23 protein-coding genes are annotated in these 20,735 nt (G+C 61.2%); 9 read left to right on the top strand and 14 right to left on the bottom strand.

The window, feature by feature from the left end:
* Positions 1 to 360 precede the first annotated feature (360 nt).
* From ACEK02_RS27240 to ACEK02_RS27225, 4 genes are all read right to left on the bottom strand, one after another.
* On the bottom strand, positions 361 to 1,080 hold the full coding sequence (locus ACEK02_RS27240; RefSeq protein ID WP_371424589.1) for an outer membrane protein: 720 nt from the start codon (positions 1,078 to 1,080) through the stop codon (positions 361 to 363).
* A 242-nt stretch (positions 1,081 to 1,322) separates the two neighbouring features.
* Positions 1,323 to 1,799: a TspO/MBR family protein gene (locus tag ACEK02_RS27235; protein WP_371424588.1), complete on the bottom strand. Its 477-nt coding sequence runs from the start codon at positions 1,797 to 1,799 to the stop codon at positions 1,323 to 1,325.
* A gap of 69 nt (positions 1,800 to 1,868) precedes the next feature.
* On the bottom strand, positions 1,869 to 2,288 hold the full coding sequence (locus tag ACEK02_RS27230) for a hypothetical protein (protein ID WP_371424587.1): 420 nt from the start codon (positions 2,286 to 2,288) through the stop codon (positions 1,869 to 1,871).
* A 214-nt stretch (positions 2,289 to 2,502) separates the two neighbouring features.
* The gene (locus ACEK02_RS27225; RefSeq protein ID WP_371424586.1) at positions 2,503 to 2,790 is read right to left on the bottom strand and encodes a His-rich protein BRANT; all 288 of its coding nucleotides are present in this window, start codon (positions 2,788 to 2,790) and stop codon (positions 2,503 to 2,505) included.
* A gap of 280 nt (positions 2,791 to 3,070) precedes the next feature.
* Between ACEK02_RS27225 and ACEK02_RS27220 the strand changes: the two genes are divergently transcribed.
* From ACEK02_RS27220 to ACEK02_RS27205, 4 genes are all read left to right on the top strand, one after another.
* Entirely contained in the window at positions 3,071 to 3,643 is a 573-nt protein-coding gene (locus ACEK02_RS27220; protein ID WP_371424585.1) for a tetratricopeptide repeat protein, read from the top strand.
* Positions 3,644 to 3,835: 192 nt separating this feature from the next.
* Positions 3,836 to 4,615 (top strand): NAD kinase, encoded by a 780-nt coding sequence (locus ACEK02_RS27215; protein WP_371424584.1) that lies wholly within the window; start codon positions 3,836 to 3,838, stop codon positions 4,613 to 4,615.
* A gap of 87 nt (positions 4,616 to 4,702) precedes the next feature.
* Positions 4,703 to 5,248, top strand: coding sequence for a response regulator (locus ACEK02_RS27210; protein WP_068731951.1), 546 nt, complete (start codon positions 4,703 to 4,705; stop codon positions 5,246 to 5,248).
* A 22-nt stretch (positions 5,249 to 5,270) separates the two neighbouring features.
* Entirely contained in the window at positions 5,271 to 5,849 is a 579-nt protein-coding gene (locus tag ACEK02_RS27205; RefSeq protein ID WP_371424583.1) for an Hpt domain-containing protein, read from the top strand.
* A gap of 66 nt (positions 5,850 to 5,915) precedes the next feature.
* On the opposite strand, the gene ACEK02_RS27200 is transcribed toward ACEK02_RS27205, so the two are convergent.
* Together ACEK02_RS27200 and ACEK02_RS27195 are read right to left on the bottom strand one after the other, a co-directional pair.
* The gene (locus tag ACEK02_RS27200; RefSeq protein ID WP_371424582.1) at positions 5,916 to 7,088 is read right to left on the bottom strand and encodes a DUF2336 domain-containing protein; all 1,173 of its coding nucleotides are present in this window, start codon (positions 7,086 to 7,088) and stop codon (positions 5,916 to 5,918) included.
* Between the two features lie 289 nt (positions 7,089 to 7,377).
* Positions 7,378 to 8,367 (bottom strand): transglycosylase SLT domain-containing protein, encoded by a 990-nt coding sequence (locus tag ACEK02_RS27195; RefSeq protein WP_371424593.1) that lies wholly within the window; start codon positions 8,365 to 8,367, stop codon positions 7,378 to 7,380.
* Positions 8,368 to 8,596: 229 nt separating this feature from the next.
* On the opposite strand from ACEK02_RS27195, the gene ACEK02_RS27190 reads away from it, so the two are divergent.
* Positions 8,597 to 9,292, top strand: a complete 696-nt coding sequence (locus ACEK02_RS27190; RefSeq protein WP_371424581.1) for a hypothetical protein — start codon at positions 8,597 to 8,599, stop codon at positions 9,290 to 9,292.
* A gap of 18 nt (positions 9,293 to 9,310) precedes the next feature.
* On the opposite strand, the gene hisI is transcribed toward ACEK02_RS27190, so the two are convergent.
* The gene (hisI, locus tag ACEK02_RS27185; RefSeq protein ID WP_371424580.1) at positions 9,311 to 9,751 is read right to left on the bottom strand and encodes a phosphoribosyl-AMP cyclohydrolase; all 441 of its coding nucleotides are present in this window, start codon (positions 9,749 to 9,751) and stop codon (positions 9,311 to 9,313) included.
* Between the two features lie 102 nt (positions 9,752 to 9,853).
* Positions 9,854 to 10,576 (bottom strand): GTP cyclohydrolase I FolE, encoded by a 723-nt coding sequence (folE, locus tag ACEK02_RS27180; RefSeq protein WP_371424579.1) that lies wholly within the window; start codon positions 10,574 to 10,576, stop codon positions 9,854 to 9,856.
* Between the two features lie 263 nt (positions 10,577 to 10,839).
* Here folE and ACEK02_RS27175 point away from each other — a divergent pair, with 263 nt between their 5' ends.
* On the top strand, positions 10,840 to 11,304 hold the full coding sequence (locus ACEK02_RS27175; RefSeq protein ID WP_371424578.1) for an iron-sulfur cluster assembly scaffold protein: 465 nt from the start codon (positions 10,840 to 10,842) through the stop codon (positions 11,302 to 11,304).
* Positions 11,305 to 11,315: 11 nt separating this feature from the next.
* Here ACEK02_RS27175 and ACEK02_RS27170 read toward each other — a convergent pair whose 3' ends face one another.
* The gene (locus ACEK02_RS27170; protein WP_371424577.1) at positions 11,316 to 12,236 is read right to left on the bottom strand and encodes a hypothetical protein; all 921 of its coding nucleotides are present in this window, start codon (positions 12,234 to 12,236) and stop codon (positions 11,316 to 11,318) included.
* 239 nt (positions 12,237 to 12,475) lie between these two features.
* On the opposite strand from ACEK02_RS27170, the gene yidD reads away from it, so the two are divergent.
* On the top strand, positions 12,476 to 12,814 hold the full coding sequence (gene yidD, locus ACEK02_RS27165; protein ID WP_371424576.1) for a membrane protein insertion efficiency factor YidD: 339 nt from the start codon (positions 12,476 to 12,478) through the stop codon (positions 12,812 to 12,814).
* Here the strand turns inward: yidD and ACEK02_RS27160 are convergent.
* Complete coding sequence (locus tag ACEK02_RS27160; RefSeq protein WP_371424575.1) at positions 12,811 to 13,242, bottom strand: DUF3574 domain-containing protein; 432 nt, start codon at positions 13,240 to 13,242, stop codon at positions 12,811 to 12,813. The two genes, yidD and ACEK02_RS27160, sit on opposite strands and share 4 nt — an antisense overlap.
* On the opposite strand from ACEK02_RS27160, the gene ACEK02_RS27155 reads away from it, so the two are divergent.
* The gene (locus ACEK02_RS27155; protein ID WP_371424574.1) at positions 13,231 to 13,707 is read left to right on the top strand and encodes a hypothetical protein; all 477 of its coding nucleotides are present in this window, start codon (positions 13,231 to 13,233) and stop codon (positions 13,705 to 13,707) included. The genes ACEK02_RS27160 and ACEK02_RS27155 overlap by 12 nt on opposite strands.
* Here the strand turns inward: ACEK02_RS27155 and ACEK02_RS27150 are convergent.
* From ACEK02_RS27150 to ACEK02_RS27140, 3 genes are all read right to left on the bottom strand, one after another.
* The gene (locus ACEK02_RS27150) at positions 13,704 to 14,828 is read right to left on the bottom strand and encodes an MFS transporter (protein ID WP_371424592.1); all 1,125 of its coding nucleotides are present in this window, start codon (positions 14,826 to 14,828) and stop codon (positions 13,704 to 13,706) included. The two genes, ACEK02_RS27155 and ACEK02_RS27150, sit on opposite strands and share 4 nt — an antisense overlap.
* Positions 14,829 to 15,105: 277 nt before the next feature.
* Positions 15,106 to 15,921 (bottom strand): peptidoglycan-binding domain 1 protein, encoded by an 816-nt coding sequence (locus ACEK02_RS27145; protein ID WP_371424573.1) that lies wholly within the window; start codon positions 15,919 to 15,921, stop codon positions 15,106 to 15,108.
* 46 nt (positions 15,922 to 15,967) lie between these two features.
* The gene (locus tag ACEK02_RS27140; RefSeq protein ID WP_371424572.1) at positions 15,968 to 16,891 is read right to left on the bottom strand and encodes a peptidoglycan-binding domain-containing protein; all 924 of its coding nucleotides are present in this window, start codon (positions 16,889 to 16,891) and stop codon (positions 15,968 to 15,970) included.
* 250 nt (positions 16,892 to 17,141) lie between these two features.
* Here ACEK02_RS27140 and thrS point away from each other — a divergent pair, with 250 nt between their 5' ends.
* Positions 17,142 to 19,178, top strand: coding sequence for a threonine--tRNA ligase (gene thrS, locus ACEK02_RS27135; protein ID WP_371424571.1), 2,037 nt, complete (start codon positions 17,142 to 17,144; stop codon positions 19,176 to 19,178).
* 80 nt (positions 19,179 to 19,258) lie between these two features.
* On the opposite strand, the gene ACEK02_RS27130 is transcribed toward thrS, so the two are convergent.
* Complete coding sequence (locus tag ACEK02_RS27130; protein ID WP_371424570.1) at positions 19,259 to 20,389, bottom strand: helix-turn-helix transcriptional regulator; 1,131 nt, start codon at positions 20,387 to 20,389, stop codon at positions 19,259 to 19,261.
* Between the last annotated feature and the right edge of the window lie 346 nt (positions 20,390 to 20,735).

Genomic DNA, 20,735 nt, shown 5'->3' with positions numbered 1-20,735 from the left:
GAACGTCGGGCAATCGCCCGTGCTTTCCGAAAGTCCTGATGCGCCAACTTGCGGACGACCGCATCGGCATCAGGCCCAGGGGTGCATCGGGCACCCGGCGTTCCGCACGCCCTCTCGCCAGGGGGCGGGAATGCGACAGACGACGGCGCCCCCGCGCCGCAAATAACAGGGGCGATGACGCATGTCTGAAGCAGTGGCTGTTTGACAGTTGAATCTGATGCGACGCGCAGAGGCCCGCGATTTCCCTCCCCACTGCGCAGCTACGCCGCTTGAGGGGGAGAAACACGACCACACCCCACAAGAAAAAGGCCGGCGTCATGCCGGCCTTTCCGTCGAAGATTGAAGCGGTTTCGCGCTTGCTCAGTACTTGGCGACCACCGGACCACCCCAGCCGAAGCGATAGTTCAGACCGGCCTTGATGGTGTGCTCGTCATTGTTGAAGCGCGCCGAACCGCCAGGAATGGCCGTCGAGGTAATCGTGGTATTGCCGAAGTTGTAGTACTGGTATTCGACCTTGCCCGACCAGTTCGGCGAGAACATGTATTCGAGACCGCCACCGACAGTGTAGCCGTCCTTCTTGTTGCCATCGATCACCGCCACCGCGGGAGCCAGGGCGGCAATGGTCAGGTTGTTGTTATCCTTCCAGGCGTAACCGCCCTTGGCATAGAGCAGTGCCGGACCCCAAGTGTAACCGAGACGACCGGTGACCGAGCCGAGCTGATCGTTACCGCCGCCCGTGATGGTCGTGCCGTTCGGGAAAACGAGGCTGGTATTGCTATTCGTCAGCCAGCTGTACTGGGCTTCGACACCGATCACCCAGTTGGTGGCGAACTGATAGTCGAAGCCGCCCTGCACACCGCCCATGAACCGGCCGCTATCGCCGACGAGGCTGTTGCCGTCACCGAAGGCACCGCCGAGATGGCCGCCGATATAGAAACCGGTCCAGTTATAGACCACAGCCGGCGCCGTATAGGCCGGGGCCTTGGTATAGGGCCGCGCCGGAAGGTCGGCAGCGAAGGCAGAAGACGAAATCGCGGCCACGGCAACGATGGCCGACGCGGTGAGCAAAAGCTTCTTCATGGTTGTTCCCCTGTGTTGCGTAATGACCATCGAAAAACAACGTGGCGGCAGTTTGGTTGCTTCACGGCAGGTGCTGCCACAACGATGTTTGCCGACTGCGACAAAGCAGCAACACTTTTCGATTTATTCATTTTCAGGCGCAGCAGAAGTGCTTTTGGTTCAATGCTCACATGAACTTGATAGTGCTTTTCAGTGTCCGGATACCTAGCTCTGGCTGCGGCGTTATCGCGGCAGCACTGCGGTCAATTAAGGGCGACGACGCCGGCATTGATGGTGCTCGCATAAAGCACCCAACAGAGATACGGAACCAGCAGCCAGCCGGCGATCCGGTCGACTCGCGAGGCTGAAAAAATCGTAGCGGCGATTGCGACGACCATCAGCGCGATGATGACGAGGCCGGTGCGGATACCATGCCAGCCGAAGAACACCGGTGACCAGGCTGCGTTCAGCACGAGTTGAACCCCGAACAGCGTCATCGCCCTGCTCCGCCCCATCGACGGCGCGGTGCGATCCCACAGACGCCAAAACGCGATAGCCATCAGAATATAAAGCGCGGTCCAGGCGATCGGGAACACCAATGGGGGCGGCGTCCAGAACGGTTTCGCGAGCCCGGCATACCAGCCGGCAATTTCCGGCTTGGTCGAGAGCGATCCCACCACGCCGATACCGAGGCAAATCGCGAGGCAGAGCAGCAAGCGGCCAATGGATCTCATCTTCATCCCTGCACCGGTTGAATGCGCAACAGAGTACCGTCGCGCATGGAGGTAAAATATTCGGAGACCAACGCGCTAGCGCGTCATCTTTTCCATTTCGGGGAACGGCGCGTAGGTGGCGCCGGCACAGGCCTCAGTGACGTTCTCGACGATACGGTCGAGGCGCTTGTCGACATAGGACACGGCCTTCTCCTGCGGCGCAGTGTATCTGCCGTCGAAATCCTTCGCCGTATAGCGCACACAACTGACATAGCGCAGCCGGCCGCCGACCGTGCGCTGCACCGGCTCTGCCATCATGGCATCGCGAACGCCGACCGGATTGTTCAGATAGGTCTTGAAGAACGCCAGCAGATCGGTGCGATAATTGGCCGGGAATGGCTGGGCGGCAACGCCCTGATCGTCGGTGAAACTGATACCGCCGGCACCGCCGCCTCCACATGCCGCAAGCCATAGCGGCAACAGCACCACTGCTGCCCGTTTTGCCGATGTCCCCAAATGCCGTCTCATCCGTCGTGCCGTCTCACTTGCGCAGGTGTGTCCCCGTCATTCCTGTCCTAGACGGTTCGCTCCCGAATTGGAATTCGCATCTCGGTGACGGACCAGCGCAGACGCGCCGGCCCGCTGCACCTGGGGACAGGAGCAGCAGGCCGGCCGTTGAAACTCCGCGATCGAAGCTGGGCAATATGAGGCCGCGACCGCGGAGCCCCCCTCAGCCGCGCTTGTGCACGACTGTGGTCTGGATGGCGGTGTGCTTGTGCGCGTGACTCATGCCCATCTTATTGTGGAAGCGGACATGCGGGCGCACATGGCGGTGGTGATGCCGATAGTCGTGATGACGATGCATCATCTTGGCATTGGCGTTCAGCGCGCCGGGCTGCACATGGCGCTCGGTGGTCACGGCCTTGTGCGTCGTGGCGGTGCGGTCGGGGCCGGCCGCCATTGCCGGCGCCGCGAGGATGGAAGCGGCAATCACAGCAGCGGAAAACATCTTCAACATGGTCGTCTCCTGTCGGTGTCGATCACGAAGTTGACCGGTCGGTTGGCCGGGCTTGTCGATCATGCCGACAGGTTTAGCGGGACCGCGCTGAACCCATCCTGAGGACACCCGACAGGCTTCGTTCATCTCGGTGACATCCTCGTCATGATCGGCTGGGTCAGGCCTGCTGCCCCAAGTTTGCTGTCTCATATCGGAAAGAGCGGGAATGAACACCAACGCCCGGTGTTCACAACCTGTAACTTCCGTGTCAGATTATTGCCGTTGCAAACAGGAGCGCTGCATGACCCATCTCGCGATCAGGCTGACGACGCTGGCAATGTTTTCTGTGGCCGTTGCCGCCACGCCTTCCCTCTCCCCGGTATTCTTTGGCTCGGCCTATGCTGCGGGCAGCGATACGCCTTCCGCACCGCCGGCGTCCGACACCAAGGGCACCAAAGACAAGAAGAAAACCAACACCAAGAATTCGACCACCGACGATGCTGCGTTTCTCGCCAACTATCGCGCGGCCTATACCACGGTCTATGACAAGCAGGACTACACGGCGGCCATCACGCAGCTCAAGGCGCTCGGGCAGAACGACCGCGCCGATGTCGCCAATCTGATCGGCTACTCCTATCGCAAGCTCGGCGACTACAAGGTCTCGCAGGTCTGGTACGAGCGTGCGCTGAAGGCCGACCCCGCCCATGTCCGCACCTGGCAGTATTACGGCTTGTGGCAGGTCGAACAGGGCAATCGCGATCAGGCGCAATATCATCTCAACAAGATCGCGATGCTGAGCGGCAAGGACTCCGCCGAATATAAATCGCTCGCTGCCGCGCTCGAAAAGGCACCGGGTACAGGTCTCACCTACTGATCCCATTCGCGGATCGGTCAGCCGGCGCAATCCTTCGGATTGTGCCGGCTTTTGCATGGCGCGGTAACCATCCAGCTTCCCTGCCCTCGACATATCGGCGAAAACTGCCCTTAGTGTTGCCTCGACAACCACAGGGAAGGCCGATACAGACCTCGCCCGACATGCATCGAGCTGAAGGCCCGCGATTACCCGATGAACCCGTCCAAGCGCTATGACCGGATCGCCTTCGTGGCCAGCACCAGCGTTGAAGCGCAGGCAGCGCTCGACCAGTTGACGGAGCTCTATGGTAATGCCGAGCCGGCCACCGCCGATATCATCGTAGCTCTCGGCGGCGATGGATTGATGCTGAAGACACTGCATGACCACATGCGGTCGGGCAAACCGATCTACGGCATGCATCGCGGCACCGTCGGCTTCCTGATGAACGAGTTCTCGACGCATGACCTGCATGCCCGTCTCGCTGCGGCACGCGACACTGTCATTCATCCCCTGCTGATGCGCGCCACCGACGTCCATGGCGCCGTGCATATCCATCACGCCATCAACGAGGTCTCGCTGTTCCGCCAGACCCATCAGGCCGCGCGGCTGCGCATCCTGATCGACGAGCGCGAGCGGATGGCCGAACTGGTTGCCGACGGCATTCTGGTTGCGACGCCCGCCGGCTCGACCGCCTATAATCTCTCGGCGCAGGGACCGATCCTGCCGATCAACGCCGCTTTGCTGGCGCTGACGCCGATCAGCGCGTTCCGCCCCCGCCGTTGGCGCGGCGCGCTGCTGCCGAACACCGCCTTCGTGGTCATCGAAGTGCTGGAAGGTGACAAACGTCCGGTCGCCGCCGTCGCCGACCATGACGAGGCTCGCGACGTGCGCCGTGTCGAGATCATCTCCGACAAGACGATCTCCATGCGCATGATGTTCGATCCCGGCCACAGCCTGGAAGAACGCATCCTCAGCGAGCAGTTCGGATATTGAGGCGGCCGCCTGCCTCAACCATTCGTTAAGACGCGGCGCGGTATGGTTAACATCGGGTAACGGTCCCTTCCCGGTTCGAGCCGCATCATGTTCCGTATCGACTTCAACAAGCTGCGTTTTCTGGTCTGCGACGACAATCCGCACATGCGGCGCATCCTGCGCACGCTGCTGCATTCGTTCGGCGCCCGCGAAGTCTATGAAGCCGAGGACGGCGCTACTGCGCTGGAGATGTACAGCCACTACGTACCCGACATCGTGATCGCCGACTGGGCGATGCCGATTTTCGACGGGCTCGAACTGGCACAGATGATCCGGCAGCCGGATTCCAAGGGCAACCCCTACGCGCCGATCATCATGCTGACCGGACATTCCGAGAAGCGCCGCATCACCATGGCGCGCGATGCCGGCGTCACCGAATTTCTGGCCAAGCCGATTTCGGCCAAGGGACTTTATCTGCGCATCATGAGTGTGGTCGCCCATCCCCGCCCCTTCATCAAGACGAAGAACTATTTCGGGCCGGATCGCCGCCGCAACACCACCGTTGCCTATATCGGACCGGAACGCCGCAACGGCGGCGAGGCCGAGGTTCTGCAGCAGCCGTCGCTGCTGGATAAAGCCCGTGTGACAGGCTAGCGCAATGTTCGGAGAAACGACCATGGCCAAGACCAAGGCGCCAGCGCCGAAGGTGCAGACTTTCGCCGATCATCACGTCATCACGCCACCGAATACGCTGAAGCACGCGATCCGCCGCGTGATCGACCGCGACCTCGACGATCCCGTCGCGCGCGCCGAACAGGCGCTGGCCAATCTCTCCGGCGAGTTCAAGACCTGGATGCGCAGCGAGTGCGACCGCCTTGCCGCAGCCCATGCCGCGATCCTGAAAAAGGGCTTCGATCCGCAAACCCGCGGCGAGCTGTTTCGTGCGGCGCACGACATCAAGGGCGATGCCTCGACCTTCGGCTTTCCAGCCGCCGGCGTGGCCGCTGAAAGCCTGTGCCGGATTCTCGAACACGCACCCGATCTCGATGCGGTGCCGGCGGATCTGATCCAGCATCATATCGATGCGATCCAGGCCATCGTGCGCGAGCACAACACCATCGAGAAGGCCGGCGTAGCCAATGAACTCAGCGCCCGCCTGCGCGCCGTCGCGGATGACTATCTGACGCTGGTCAATCACGATCGGCCGGACCATCTCGAGATGATATCGGCGCCGAGCATCGTGCCGAAAGAGTGACGTCAAACTCGTCATTCCGGGCGCGGGCGGCGCGAGCCGCACGCGACCCCGGAATGACGTGTTCCGTTACGCCGCGATCGGCTGATACTCGTAGCGCTGGCTCGCCTGCTCTGCCAGTTCGTCGCAAAAGACCCGCGCTTCCTCGCGGGCCGACTCCGTTGCGAAGCGCCGCAGCAGGATTAGCAGCGGCTCCGATGCCGCTTCATCGGTCTCGCACACCGTCAGCACGCGCTCGACCATGCGGCGGCGCAGCCGCACGGCGCCGCCGACAGAGCCGATGAAACCGATTTCGTTGCGCGCGGCCAAAGCGGCGCGGAAGGCAGGGAATGTCGACTCCGGCAGGCCTGCGCGTGCAAGTAATGCGTTCAGCCCGGCACCGACGCCGTCATAGACCAGTGCGGCTACGCGGCCCTGCGGCAAGCCCGACAATTCCACCAGTGCCTGGTCGAACAGTTCGAGATTGCCCGACAACAGGGCACGGAGGATGAGCCCGACGGTCAATTGCCCGGCTTCGCGCAGGTGATGCACGAGATCCCGCATCTCGTCGCCGCGCGAACGCGACGCAATGTTGACCGTGGAGCGCGCCATCGCCTCATCCGCTATGCGCTCGGCACGAGCCGGCGACAGCCAGTTCCGTGCAACGACGAAGCGGGTCAGCGTTTCGGAGAGCTTGGCCACCAGCGCGAGGCGCGTCGTGGCTGGCAGGTTATCGAGGGCCAACATCGCTTCGCGGATGGCAGCGAGATGACCGTGACGCTCGACAATACGGTCCCAGGAGAACGGCGCCAGTTCGGCATACGGATTTTCGATGAGTTCAAGCGCCGCAGCGGCAGAGCCGACTTCGGCAATGGCGGCGCAGATCGAGATCGGCAGATTGATGCGGCGGGCGACGGCGCATTGCAACTCGCTGTTGCCGGTGGCGACAATATCGACCAGATCGGCATCGATCAGCAGCGGCGAATGTTCGAGCACTGGAAGCGACACGCAAGGCTGATCCACCGACAGCGCCTGCACGATGGCCGCGGGCGCCGACGGCGCGCGGGCGAAAACCTGCGCCATGGCCTGACGCACCAGCGGCGATGCATCGTCGAGCAGCATCAGCAGCGCGCCTTCGGCGGCTGCACGATCGTCGTCGGACAGGTCTGAAAAGATCCAGGCTCGCGCCAAGGAGCGCGTCGCCTCTGCCCGCTCACCCGCTGGAGCGGTCCGTACCCAACTAATGAACTGCCGAACAATCATGGTTCTGCCAGCCTACGCAACCCGATCAACACCGTAACGCGATGCCACTGTCAGAGAAAATAAACCATGCCACTTAACAAACGGTTCACCATAAGCTTATGGGTTTGTTGAGGTTTTGTTAAGGGATCGGACATGCGGGGGAAAATGCTAGCTCCGCTGAACATCCCACGCTGCTTCATCCGAGGGACGCGCCCTTGCGCGCGTCTCGAAGGATGGCCGAGAGCGGCAATGCCTGACAACTCATGGTTCGAGACGGCGCTGGGCGCCTCCTCACCATCAAGGGACGGAGCTAACTACTAAAAGTCCCGGCGCGATCGCTGAACAGATCGAGCGGCTTGGGCACGCCAACCTCCGGTGCCTTCGGCAGCGACGTGGACGTCAGCGACGTGCGGTTGCCCCACAATTCCTGCACTGCCGGCGATACAGGTTGCGCACGATCGCCACCCTGGAACAGCGACCGGAAAATCGGCTGTTCCTGCACGACCGGCGATGACTGGTCGGATGCAAAGCTTGCGACCTGCACCGTGCTCAGATCCGGAAAGCGCGACAGGAATGTCGCATTGCTGGCAGGCGTCATTGGCGAGACCGCCTGCGCCGTCATCACGCCTGCGGACGCCATCGCCGTCCGCGTTGCCGTGGAATTCGCAGCACTGTCGTAGCGCGACGACAGCACCGAATAGACCTGCGACACGCTGCGCGCGCTGCCGCTCTGATCGTAGAAGATCGACCGGTTCGCCGCGGCCGCATTCGGAAACAGTGCGGCGCCCGAGGCGCTCGGATTGTTGGTCGCGTTGTTGATCAGCTTCGAGGCGCCGCTGACGCCCATGAAATGCGCCATATAGAGTTCGGAGTCACTTGGCCTGCGACCGATCTCGCCTGTGAGCTTGAAGCTGTTGGACTGCGTCAATACGCCGGCCATCGCTGAACTCGCGACAGGATCGTCGCGCAACTTCAGAATCTCGGCCTTTGCAGCGGGATCGCTCACCGAATAGGAGCCCGACGGCGACTTGGTGATGGCGTCGGCATATTTGCCGTAGCCCAGCTGCGTCCCGGCCTCCTTCACGGTGCCGAGCCAGGTCTGCTCGATGAACTGAAAGAGTCCCTTTGCTGACGACGTCGATGCCGTGGCTGAGGGGTTAAGGTTGGATTCCATCTTGGCGGTGGCGAGCAGATATTCGAAGCTTGTGCCCGTGGTGCCGGCAGCATTCTTGATCGCGCCGGTCACCTGACTGCGCGTTGACGAGAGTGCTGATGCGAGGTTGGTCGCGTCGACCGCCATAGTGTGGTGCCCCGCTCCCACGAAACGACCACCGGGAATCGTGCCCTGCCAGCCGTGCGGAAGCCACGGACACAGTGGGACATTCATGGTTAACGAAATGCTAAGACACTAAGCGCCCCTCGCAGGCCTCCATCTTCGGTTGAGCATTTTACAGAGGCTTAACGCGAGGGTGTTTCCGTAGGTGTCTGACGGAGATTCGCTGCCGTCAGTAGCGGGCATGGAGATCACGATGGTTGCGGTCGCAAACGGCGCAAACGCGAATTCAGCGTCGACACAACCGCGGGACAAGGCGCCGCCCGCCGCCGTTGCAGCTACCGAGCCATCCACCTCTTCCGACAAGGCTGCATCCGCGCCGATTGCCCCAGCTGCCTTCGTATCGCTGTCAGACCGCGCCAAGGCGATCATCGAAAAGGCCAAAGCCGATCAGGCAGCGACCGAGACCCTGACCGATACGTTCGACGAAATGCTGACAAAGCGGACCGACGCCCTTGCCGACCGCCTGTCGAAAGCATTCGAAAAGATGAACATCCCGCCGGAATATGCGACCCACATGAAGGTCGATAAATTCGGCAACGTGACTGCCGAAGGCCCCTGGCGGGCCAAGATCGAGAAAATGTTCAGCGACGATCCTGCGCTCGCCAAGGAGATGAAGGAAGTCTCGGGTCTAAATGCCCTGAAGGCGGCGCAAGCTTCGCTCGATCTCTACAACGAGCAGAAAAAATCGACCAACAGCGAAACGAAACAGGCGGAGGCCTGGAAGAACTACAATATCCGCTCGATGAACATCCAGACCCTGTCCGGCGTCATGACCATGAAGGACGGCAAGCTCAGGTCGGCGGCCGTCGATTACATGGACATGATCGCCGATCCGACCGGCATCGGTGCTGCCAAATCCCGGCAGGATTTTGCAAGCCGGCTGGCATGACCTGAGATCAGAGGCAGTTCAGCTACCGTAGACCGTCGCCGGATCGAACACTTTGTCCGCATCGATGAACGAAACCTTCGCCGCCCCGCCCTCGCCCTTGGTGATCGCGCGGTAGAAGCACGAGCGACGGCCAGTGTGGCAGGCAGCTCCGCCGATCTGCTCGACCTTGATCCAGATTGCATCCTGGTCGCAATCCATCCGCATCTCGACCACGCGCTGGGTCTTGCCCGAGCTCTCGCCCTTGCGCCATAACGCCTTGCGCGAACGGCTGTAATACCAGGCATCGCCGGTTTCGATGGTGTTGCGCAGCGCCTCTTCATTCATATGCGCCACCATCAGCACGTCGCCATTCGCCACGTCGGTGGTCACGACGGTGACGAGACCGGCAGCATCGAACTTCGGCGTGAGCGCGAGGCCTTCTTCGAGGTCATGGCTGTGCGCGTGCGATGTGTTGGACACGGAAAATCTCTCGCTGTGGTCGTCAAACGAAAATCGGGCGCATGATGCGCCCGACACTCTAGCAGCAAATAGCGATCGTCGCGCGATCAGCGCGACATGATGTTAACGGGACATGGACTGGATCATCGACATGAACCGCGCCTGCTCGGCCGGATTGTCGCGGAAATTGCCAGTGAAACGGGTCGTGAAAGTGCGCGAGCCTTCCTTGCGGATGCCCCGGGCCGACATGCAGGTGTGCTCGGCCTCAACCATCACCGCAACGCCACGCGGCTTCAGCACTTCATCGACCGCGGCAGCAAGCTGCGCGGTCAGATGCTCCTGGGTCTGCAGCCGATGGCCGAAGATATCCACGAGACGCGCCAGCTTGGAGAGACCGACGACGCGCTCCACCGGCGTATAGGCAATATGCGCCTTGCCGTAGAACGGCATCATGTGATGCTCGCAATGGGAGACGAAGGCCATGTCGCGGATCAGCACGAAATCATCATAACCGGCGGTCTCGCCGAAGGTCCGGTTCAGGACCTCGGCCGGGCACTGAAGATAGCCCTGGAACAGCTCGTCATAGGCCTCGACTACGCGCCGCGGAGTGTCCATGAGGCCTTCGCGCTGCGGATCCTCACCGATATAGGCCAGCAAGGTCTGCACGGCCTGCTCAGCCTCGGCGCGCGAGGGGCGCGGCTGGTCGGGATGTACGGCGGCGGCCAGAAACTCGGCGGGATCGAGTTCCGCCGGCCGGAATTCCTGTACTTTGCTGTCGGCAGATCTGATTTCGGAAGATTTGCCATCCGGGGATTTGCCGCGAAGCGGCTTGATCACTGCGTCCATCTTTACTCCGTTCGACCGGCCCCATGGGAGGCCGGAGTGTCACCGGGCAGACGGGGCGGCCGGGCCGCCGGACGCCTGAGTCCGTCAATAAGTTCGTCGAGCGACAATAACACCAAGGCCGCCGAACTGAATTCTCAAATTCCGGCGATCTGGGGAATGCCCGGCATTCTCTTGCCCGGGCACTCACCCTATATAGGGCCCAGGTCAACGAGCGCCAAGGGCATGATCCGGGCGCTTGAGGGCACAGTTAAGGTCCGAATCAGATGCTGAACGACATCTATAACAAGCGCATCATCGAGCTCGCCGGTAACATTCCCCGGCTGGGCCGCCTCCCTGCCCCCGATGCGTCAGCCACCGCCCATTCCAAGCTGTGCGGATCGACGGTGAAGATCGACCTCGCCATGGATGGCGACGTGGTCACCGACTTCGCCCACGACGTGAAGGCCTGCGCCCTTGGCCAGGCCTCGTCGTCGATCATGGCGAGCCATGTGGTCGGCTCGACAGCCGATGAACTGCGGGCGTTGCGCGAGACCGTGCGCAAGATGCTGAAGGAAAATGGCGCACCACCATCGGACGAAAAATGGGCAGATATCGCCCTGCTCGAACCCGTACGCGACTACAAGGCGCGCCACGCCTCGACGCTCCTCACATTCGATGCGGTCGTGGACGCCATCGGGCAGATTGAGGCCAAGTCAAACGCCGGAGCCAGCCAGCCGACGCCGGCGTAACGCCAGTACGGCTATTTCCCTGATGGTGCCGATACGACACCGCCAGTCGGCGCCGAGGCCTCGGCCGTCTTGGTCGACTTCGTCGAAGACGCGACCGGGGTGCTTTCGTTTTCCGGCCCGCTCACGAAACGATCCTGTACCGACTTCGGCACCAGCGACGCCACCGGCGTCTCCTGCTCGCGCGACTCCGGCAACACATCAGCCACACTATGGGTGGTGACCAGATTGGTCAGCTTCAATTCGGTTTCAGTAAGCCGATGCAGATCATCCCACGGCGGCACGCTGAGCGACAATGACAAGAGGTCGCCCGTACCTCCCATGTCGAAGGTGTATTTGGCGAGACGGCCGATATCCCGCTCGACGATCATCAGATCGTTCGCCGTATAGCTCGCAGCCTTCGGATCGTCGGCGCGGTCGCCCATCCAGATCTGATGGACGCGCACATGGGATTCCTCAGGCACATAGCGGGTGTTACCCGCCAGCAGCAGGAACACGCACATGGATTCGCAATAGGCCTGCGGCAGCACTGCGGACTTCATCACGCCGGAGGACGATTGCAGGTCGATCGTGATTCCGACGGTGGTGCGCAAACCGAGCTTGCGCCAGCGCCGGCCCATGGTGATGGCGTCATTGACCGAGCCGCCGCTGGAATCCAGCACGACAGTGGCGCCAGTCAGGTCGCGGGTCTTGGCGAATTCGTCGAAGTCCTTGACGGTGTCGCTTGTCACGATGCCAACCGCCCCGATCCATCCGCGGCAATTCGGCTCGCAGGCGATCCAGGTGAAGCGCATCGGGAGTTTGCGCTCTTCGAGAACGGCTGCAGCTTGGGCAGAGGACGTGACAGAAGCCAGCAGCCCGGACGAGAAGCTGACGAGAACGATGCAAAGGGCCGCGACGCGAAACAGCGCCGAACTGCCTGATCGAAGCGACATCATACGTCCCAAGTCCGTTCCTTCCCGCACTCTCATGAGCAATGGCAACGGCACCAAACAACGCTCATGATTCTGTCACACGGGCGTCAACTGAAAACCTAACGGGCTTCGCCGCGGCGTCCAGTTACTTTTGCTGCACTGCATGCGATAAATTGGCAGGTGTGTCCATGATGCATAAGTAGGCGGGTTCCATGCAAAGGAACCGAGCAAAACCCGGCTGATCTGATAGCAATCCGACCATGAAACATTCATCCATGTGCCCGAACTGCGCCGGTACTATTCAGCGGCTGCCACGCAATGCCGGTCGCGGCATGATCTGGATATACCGTCACACGGTGTCGCCACTGGTCGGATACAATTGCCGTCACCTGCCGACTTGCTCGGTCTATGGCGACGAAGCGATAGAGCGCTACGGATTGTGGGCCGGTAGCTGGATGACACTGGCGCGGCTGCTCCGCTGCCAGCCATGGGGCACTTCGGGTATCGACAACGTGCCGGCCAAGCTGTCGCCCGATGCGCGTTGGTACGCACCTTGGCGCTACGCACGCTGGCGCGGCGTCAATGACGGCGCAAACTAGAAGCTGGCGCAGACATTGCTGACCTTTGTGAGCACCGACTGCTGACCGAACTGCCGCTTATAGCTTTCCGCGATGGCAACGAGATCGGCGCGTTTCCGTGCGTCGTCGGCGAAAGTGATCAGAACGACCTTTGCCCGCTCCCGGACATCAACGTTCCGCGCGCCATCGCGCCACTGCCCGTCTCCATTGATGACAGTAAGACCATCGGGAAAGCGGGGCGTGATTTCCCTCGCGACGAAATTTGCAAATGCAGATTCGCTGACACCAGGTCGATCGCCAATGTTGCGCCCGAAAATCATCTCCGCAGAAGCCATCATGCGCGACGGCGGCAGGCACACGTGCGGCAGCGATGCACAGCCGCTCATCAGCGTGCTGATAGTTAATGCAGCAACGCATGCAGAAAACAGTTGGCGGACATGTCGCAGCACACCGAACCTCAGATTGTCAGAGCTATTTTTACGAAATGCCTCCCGGCGGGATTGTTGAACAACATTCGATACCATAGGGTGCGGCCACTTCATCTCGCCAATTCATCTTCACTCAACATCATTGCCCGGGGCACGCAGGTGGAAGACGGCCTATACGAAGTACATTTTCACACTATTCATGGCACAGGGACCGGCGTTGTCTATGCAACCGGCGGAAAGCTGCGCGGTGGAAATTCCGCTTTCGCCTTCATGGGCAACTATCAAAACAGAGGCGAGACCATCTCCGTCAAGGTGTCATCAAAACGATACAACCCGGATCAGAGCCTCAAGTCGGTGTTCGGCTTTGAAGGCGTCACGCTGGCATTGACCGGCCGCGTCAATGGCGACCTGCTCGATTTCGAAGGCAGCGCACTGCAATTGCCCGGCGTGCCGTTCAAGGCGCAACTGACCCGCATCTGCGACTAAGCGACGCGTCCGGACATTCTACGACTGAACACGATGGCCACCAGTGCCATCGTCAGGAAACCCATCGCGACAAACCCCGAAGCGTGGAAGTATCCGCCGGCGAACAGCGCGCCTCCGATGCCCGATCCGATCGCCTGGCCGACATAGAGCATCGACGTATTAAGCGAGACCGACGCCGCTCCGGCCGACGGCGCAGCTCCAATCAGCCGCACCTGCTGCATCGAGGTGATGGCACCGAAGCCGAGCCCCCAGATCGCAACGCCGAGCGCCATCACCGGCAGCAGGCCCGCGCCGAAACCCCACACCGTCATGCCAGCAAGCACCAGCGACGTGGACAGGATCGACGTATTGAGCGCGCCCCAGCCATCGACGATCCGCGTCGCGGTCATGATGCCGAGGAAGCCGCAGACGCCATAGATCGCGAAGACGAACGCGGCCGCATCGTGGCCTGCTCCGGCGAGCCGCTCGAGCAGCGGAGCCATGAATGTGAAGATCGCGAATTGCCCGGAAATCTGCAGCGTGGTGATAATCAGCAGCAGCACGACCAGACGGTTGCGCGCCAACGAAGACCAGGTGCTGAGATCGACCGGCACGCCGAACAGCCCGCGTGGCAGTCGCCACGCCAGCAACACGAAGCTCAGGCAGCTCATCACACCGACGCATGCATAAACCTCACGCCAGCCGTAGCGGCTGGCAATGAAGGCCACCAGCGGCAGACCGACTGCAGCCGCCAGCGTCCAGCCAAGAAAGACATAGGCGACGCTGCTGCCACGCTTGTCCGGAGACACCAGCATTCCGACAGTGCCGGCGGCTTGCGGTGTGTAGGGGGCCGCCGCAATGCACATCACCAGGCGGATCATCAGCAGTACCGCGTAGTTCGGCGCGAATGCCGATGCGAGATTGGCCACTGCCACCACCGCGATCACGCCCAGCAGCAGATGTCGCCGCTCCATCCGGCTGGTCAGCCACGACATCAGGGGCGAGCAGATACACAACATGACCGCGCCGAAGGTGATCAAAAGCCCCGCTTCACGGATGGAGACACCCAGGCCCGCCGACAACTCGCCGAGCATCGCCGTCGGCGCCAATAGGCCAACCCCGGTGACGAAATTGCCGATCATGAGTGCGGTGGGGGCGTAAGGACGGGTCACGCGATAAAGACAGTTAGCGCATACACGGAAGCACCTGTTTTGCCCCGTGCACGACCATCCGTGACAAGAAATCTGAAGGCAGCGAAGATAATCTACAACACTGCGGACGAGCACAACAAGCTCGCGCCGGATGCATCCGGCATTCGAGCATAACTGCCATGAATTATCCGGAGTGTTGAAGGTTATGACACGAGCTGCGGCCGGCTAACCGATACTCACGCGAAATCGCTCGTGCCCTTGAGCATATTCAGTGGCCGATAATCTGCTTCAGATTGTGGCGCTCGACGTGAACCCATCCCTCTCCGAGAGCGATCGTTGCTTTACGATTGAGCGTATCGCCGCGATATTCGGTGCGCGATTCCAGGGCACGCATATAGCTGGCAACGAATAATTTGAGGCGCTCGTCTGGCACCTTGTCACGCCAAAGATCTGCGTTGCGATGACTGTCCCTGAAGCCGGCGTCGCGGCTCGTCCGGCTGGCCAGCCAATCGCAAATCACGTCGTCCACTGCTGTGGTACCCGTCGCACCGATAAACGACACGACACTGGCGTGGGTCACACTCTTCAGGCCACCGTTCTGTGTAATCAGGTCGAAGAACCAGCAGAACAACCATTTATCGACCACTTCCCCGTCTTCGAGCGCCCAGGCTTCCGCCATATCCATCGCACGCTGCGCGACATGATTTGCGGCGGCGACCTGTTGCTCGACGAATGATGCTCCATGGGTGAATGCCTTCAATTCAGCCTTCACCGGGGGGCGCAGCTTGTCGCCCACCTGCCAGCCGCGCACGATCGCGAGCCCCTGAGGAACCGCAGAGTTGCAGGCGCCCCAAAGCTCTCCCCCATACACAGGCATTGTGGCGATGACCCTCGCCCGCCCGATCTTCCTGACCAGCGGCTGTAAGGAGCCACTCCCGATATTCCACTGAAGGACACCGAGAGATATGCCCATCTCGTCGAAGTCACCGGAGACTGCCCCCATCGGATCGGACGAATCTTCGAAATGTCCGGTAACTTTCAGCGCAGTCTCGATCCACTCCGGTGCCGGTGAACTGCCAGGCATTGATCCCTCCTCAACAGCGTCGTGGGGCAAGTCGTTGTTCGGCACGTCAATGCGGACTTGCGGGGTCGAAACTCGTTTCGCTCAGTGCTGTAGCCGGCATGACGGCGGCCATAAAACGGTAGCCGTTATTAGTGACATAGCGCGGGTCTGACTTGACGAGCCCCATGAATTCGCGGTGCCCAGCCTTCGTACGTCCAACAAGGCAACCGGCACTTGATCGACGCAAGTCGTCCCTGGGCATGTCGTAACCCCAATGCTGATTGATCGCGAACATGCCGGTGTATCGCGTGTCGCCATCGCGCTTGTAGTCCTTGTTGAGATCGCGATAGATCGAGATGTTCTCGACCTGAATGAGCGCCTCATGCGCTCCCGGCGTTGCGGCGTGATGTGTTCCCACCGCCCATGACTTGTACTGACCGAATGCGATACGGGCAGCGCCCGCTGGATTCATGGGATTGTCCGTCCAGTACTTGCCCGGCTCCGTCGTCGCTTCCCAGCTTTTTGTAATCTTGGGGACACCCGTTGCGCTCAATTGCAGGAGAATACGGACATCGTTGAACTTGTTGGGCTTGTTGTCGTTGATCGTGCCATCGACATCCATCCCTTCCACATAGACGATATTGTAGCAACTGCGATGACGCGCGATCCAGTATCCACGGCGCATCAGCGCACTCGCGACTTTGCCCGCAAGGTTGTCGCCAGGTCTGAGCGGAAACAGCTCCTCTTCATCGGAGTCCATCAGCGCTCTTGCGATCTCCCGCGTGAGCTCCCCATCAAACGCGATGTTCGATGACTTGCAAAACTCCTGCAATGCCCAGTGCGTGACCGAGCCGAATTTTCCGTCAACAGGCGGATCAAGCAGCCCGAATTGCATGAGCCGCGCCTGAACGTCACGTACCAATTCGAGATTAGAGGTGAGCGCAGCCAGTGATAACGCTGCGGTCAGATCAACGGCTTCGCTAAGTTTCATAGAGGCCCCCAGCAAGCTACGGCCTTAATCTAGCGTACTTTACCAAAAATGCAACCTGTGGATGCTTTTCTCTTCGATGCGCCTTTGGCGCATTTATCGCGGAGGCAGCCCGACCGACCAAGATTGCGGCAAGCCAAACAGGGTGGTGATTCCGCGCTGCAGCCCCATGTTGCAATGCCCGGATCGGCTGCTATACCGCTCGTCCGCTTACCTGCGCCCGTGTGCAGGAGTGAGCCACAGGAGAGAAGACATGACAGAGAATGAAGGCTCCGGATTCAAGTTCGGCCTCGCCAACCTCACCCCCGCCGAAACCAACAACATCACCGTCACTTTCCCGGACGGCGCCAAGCGTGAATTCGCCAAGGGCACGACCGGCTTTGAGATCGCCAAGGGCATCTCGCCGTCGCTGGCCAAGCGCACCGTCGCCATGGGACTGGACGGCACCGTCACCGATCTGAACGATCCGATCGAGGCCGATGCCAAGATCGATTTCATCAACCGCGACGACCCGCGCGCGCTGGAGCTGATCCGGCACGACGCCGCCCACGTGCTCGCCGAAGCCGTGCAGGCGCTATGGCCGACGACGCAAGTGACCATCGGCCCCGTCATCGAGAACGGATTCTATTACGACTTCTTCCGCGAAGAGCCGTTCACGCCCGAAGACTTCGGCGCGATCGAGAAGAAGATGCGCGAGATCATCGCGCGCGACAAACCCTTCACCAAGGACGTCTGGGATCGCGAGAAGACAAAGCAGGTGTTCCGCGACAAGGGCGAAGCCTTCAAGGTCGAGCTGGTCGACGCCATTCCCGGCAACGAGCCGATCAAGATCTATTACCAGGGCGACTGGTTCGATCTGTGCCGCGGTCCGCACATGACCTCGACCGGCAAGGTGGGCAACGCCTTCAAGCTGATGAAGGTGGCCGGCGCCTATTGGCGCGGCGACAGCAACAATCCGATGCTGACGCGCATCTACGGCACCGCCTTCGCCAAGCAGGAGGACCTCGACGCTTACCTCAAGCAGATCGAGGAAGCCGAGAAGCGCGACCATCGCAAGCTCGGGCGCGAACTCGACCTCTTCCACTTCCAGGAGGAAGGTCCGGGCGTCGTGTTCTGGCACGCCAAGGGCTGGACGATCTTCCAGCAGCTGATCGCCTATATGCGCCGCCGCCTGACCGGCGACTACAGCGAGGTCAACGCGCCGCAGATCCTCGACAAGTCGCTGTGGGAGACTTCGGGCCACTGGGAGTGGTACCGCGAAAACATGTTCGCGGCGCAGTCGGCCGGCGACGAGGCCGAGGACAAGCGCTGGTTCGCGATCAAGCCGATGAACTGCCCCGGCCATGTGCTGATCTTCAAGCACGGCCTCAAGAGCTATCGCGAACTCCCCATTCGCCTCGCCGAATTCGGCACCGTGCATCGCTACGAGCCGTCGGGCGCCATGCACGGCCTGATGCGCGTACGCGGCTTCACGCAAGACGACGCGCACATCTTCTGCATGGAACAGCAGCTTGCGGACGAATGCCTGAAGATCAACGATCTGATCCTCTCCACCTACGCTGATTTCGGCTTCGACGGCGAGATGACCATCAAACTGTCGACTCGGCCGGAAAAGCGCGTCGGCTCCGACGCGTCGTGGGATCACGCTGAGAGCGTGATGGCCAAGGTGCTGGAGCAGATCAAGGCGAAGGACGGCAACCGCATCAAGACCGAGATCAATCCCGGCGAAGGCGCGTTCTACGGGCCGAAATTCGAATATGTGCTGCGCGACGCCATCGGCCGCGACTGGCAGTGCGGCACCACGCAGGTCGACTTCAACCTGCCGGAGCGCTTCGGCGCGTTCTATATCGACGCCGACGGATCGAAGAAGGCACCGGTCATGGTGCATCGCGCGATCTGCGGCTCGATGGAGCGCTTCATCGGTATCCTGATCGAGCACTTCGCCGGCAACTTCCCGCTCTGGCTGTCGCCGGTGCAGGTGGTGGTCACCACGATCACCTCGGAAGGCGATGAATACGCCAAGGTCGTCGCCGCGGCCGCGCGCAAGGCTGGCCTCCGCGTCGAGATCGATCTGCGCAACGAGAAGATCAACTACAAGGTCCGCGAGCACTCGCTGGCCAAGATCCCGGCGCTGCTGGTCGTCGGCAAGAAGGAGGCCGAAACCGGCCAGGTCTCGGTGCGTCGTCTCGGCAGCGACGGTCAGAAGGTGAGCTCGCTCGAGGAAGCGCTCGCCGCGCTGGTCGACGAGGCGACGCCGCCGGACGTGAAGCGAGCGCAGGCTACCATCTGAACTCAGGCAGCCTGTGGATAGAGAAAAAGGCCATCACCGCGCATATGCGTCGTGATGGCCTTCGATGCTGAAGTTCTATTTTATCGCAGCAGCAGCCGGACAAGTTCGGCCTGACGTCGCGAGCCGGTCTTGTCGAAGATGCTGGACAGGTGACTTCGCGCCGTGCCCACGGAAATGCCGAGCCGGTCGGCCGAAGCCTGCCGGCCGTCGCCCTTAATGATCTCAAGCGCGAATGCCACCTCCGCCGCCGTGAAGCCGAAGCGCTTGCGCAACATATCGACGCGCGCCTTTCTAGCTGCCTCGGGATCGGAGACGAGCACAATCGCGGCCGCACATTGCGGAACAACCCAAAGGCTCCGGGTCGACGGTGTTTCCGGTCGTAACGGCGTCACCTGAAGATCGAGCGGCACCCGACCCGACCCGCGCGGCAACGTGACATCGCCTCTGGCGCCATTTTCGCCAGCAACGGCAGCACTACGTGCGATGAGACCACGTAGTATCCGCGCAGCGTCCGCATCGGATGCAGACAAGGCCCCGTCTTCAAGCCGCAAACCGTCGCGGGCATCGAGTAATGCGCGCGCCGCGCGGTTGACAAACAGAATCCGCGCCTGCGCATCCACGACCAGAAATCCTTGTTGCAAGTCGTCGAGACCAATCAGCGCGCCTTCTTTCGCCATCGTCAGATGAAGAGAGCGCTGCAGCGCGACAGCGCGAACCAGATGTTGCGCTATCACGGCAAATAAACGTTTCTGACTGCTGTCGAACGGCACCCCGTTCGGCAACACGTGACTCGCAAAATGTCCGGACGCGACGCCATCGGCAAACAGATTAGTGACAAGGGGCTCCGTGCTGAAACCAGCCGGCCGCCACCAATCGTGATAGAAGGCCGTGCTGGAAAATTTGTCCGGAGCGATAACGTCAGCGCCGCTGAAGACCTTGCCGGGCGGATAGTCTGCGATGCACGGCAACTCCGGATTTATCAAGGTCCAGTCGGCCAGACGGCGCATGATGTCCGGATCGGTTCGCGGCGCATACATATTCACAAGCCCGTTTGGCGGATCGTAGAGTCCAAACACGATTTGCGGGCCGCCGACTGCGTCGCCAATCCTGTTCAGGACGTCCGGCCAGAGCTCTACGTCGAGTGCGGCATCGTAAATCGTCCCGACAAGGTCCAGCATTCCCCCGTCATCGGAAAGTTCGCCGCCAGCCATGGCCTGCCTCCCGAATGCACATTGCCTGACAACCGATCGCTCCGCCGAATGCGCATCGCGCTTATGCTGAGGCCAAACCTCACGCACCCACTGATAAACCGAGACAAATTGTCTCATCGCGCGTGCACACTGTCCAGCGCCGATGTTGCCGCAAAGCCGCGCCCGGCAACATTCCGCAATATTCCCTGAAAATGCCCTCTCCTGCACCACCGCATCTGACGAACGTCAGATGCGGTGGTGCAGGGCTTGGCCAAAGTGACGGGTGGCAGGCCGAAGCGACAGAACCGTTGCCGGCTGCCACCGGGGGTTAGGCATGTCTGGTAATCGACGTCAGGACACCATCGTT

It is taken from the genome of Tardiphaga sp. (assembly GCF_041424195.1).
Lineage (GTDB): Bacteria > Pseudomonadota > Alphaproteobacteria > Rhizobiales > Xanthobacteraceae > Tardiphaga.
Note: the sequence above shows the minus strand (reverse complement) of the source record. Positions and strands in the feature narration are given on the sequence as shown.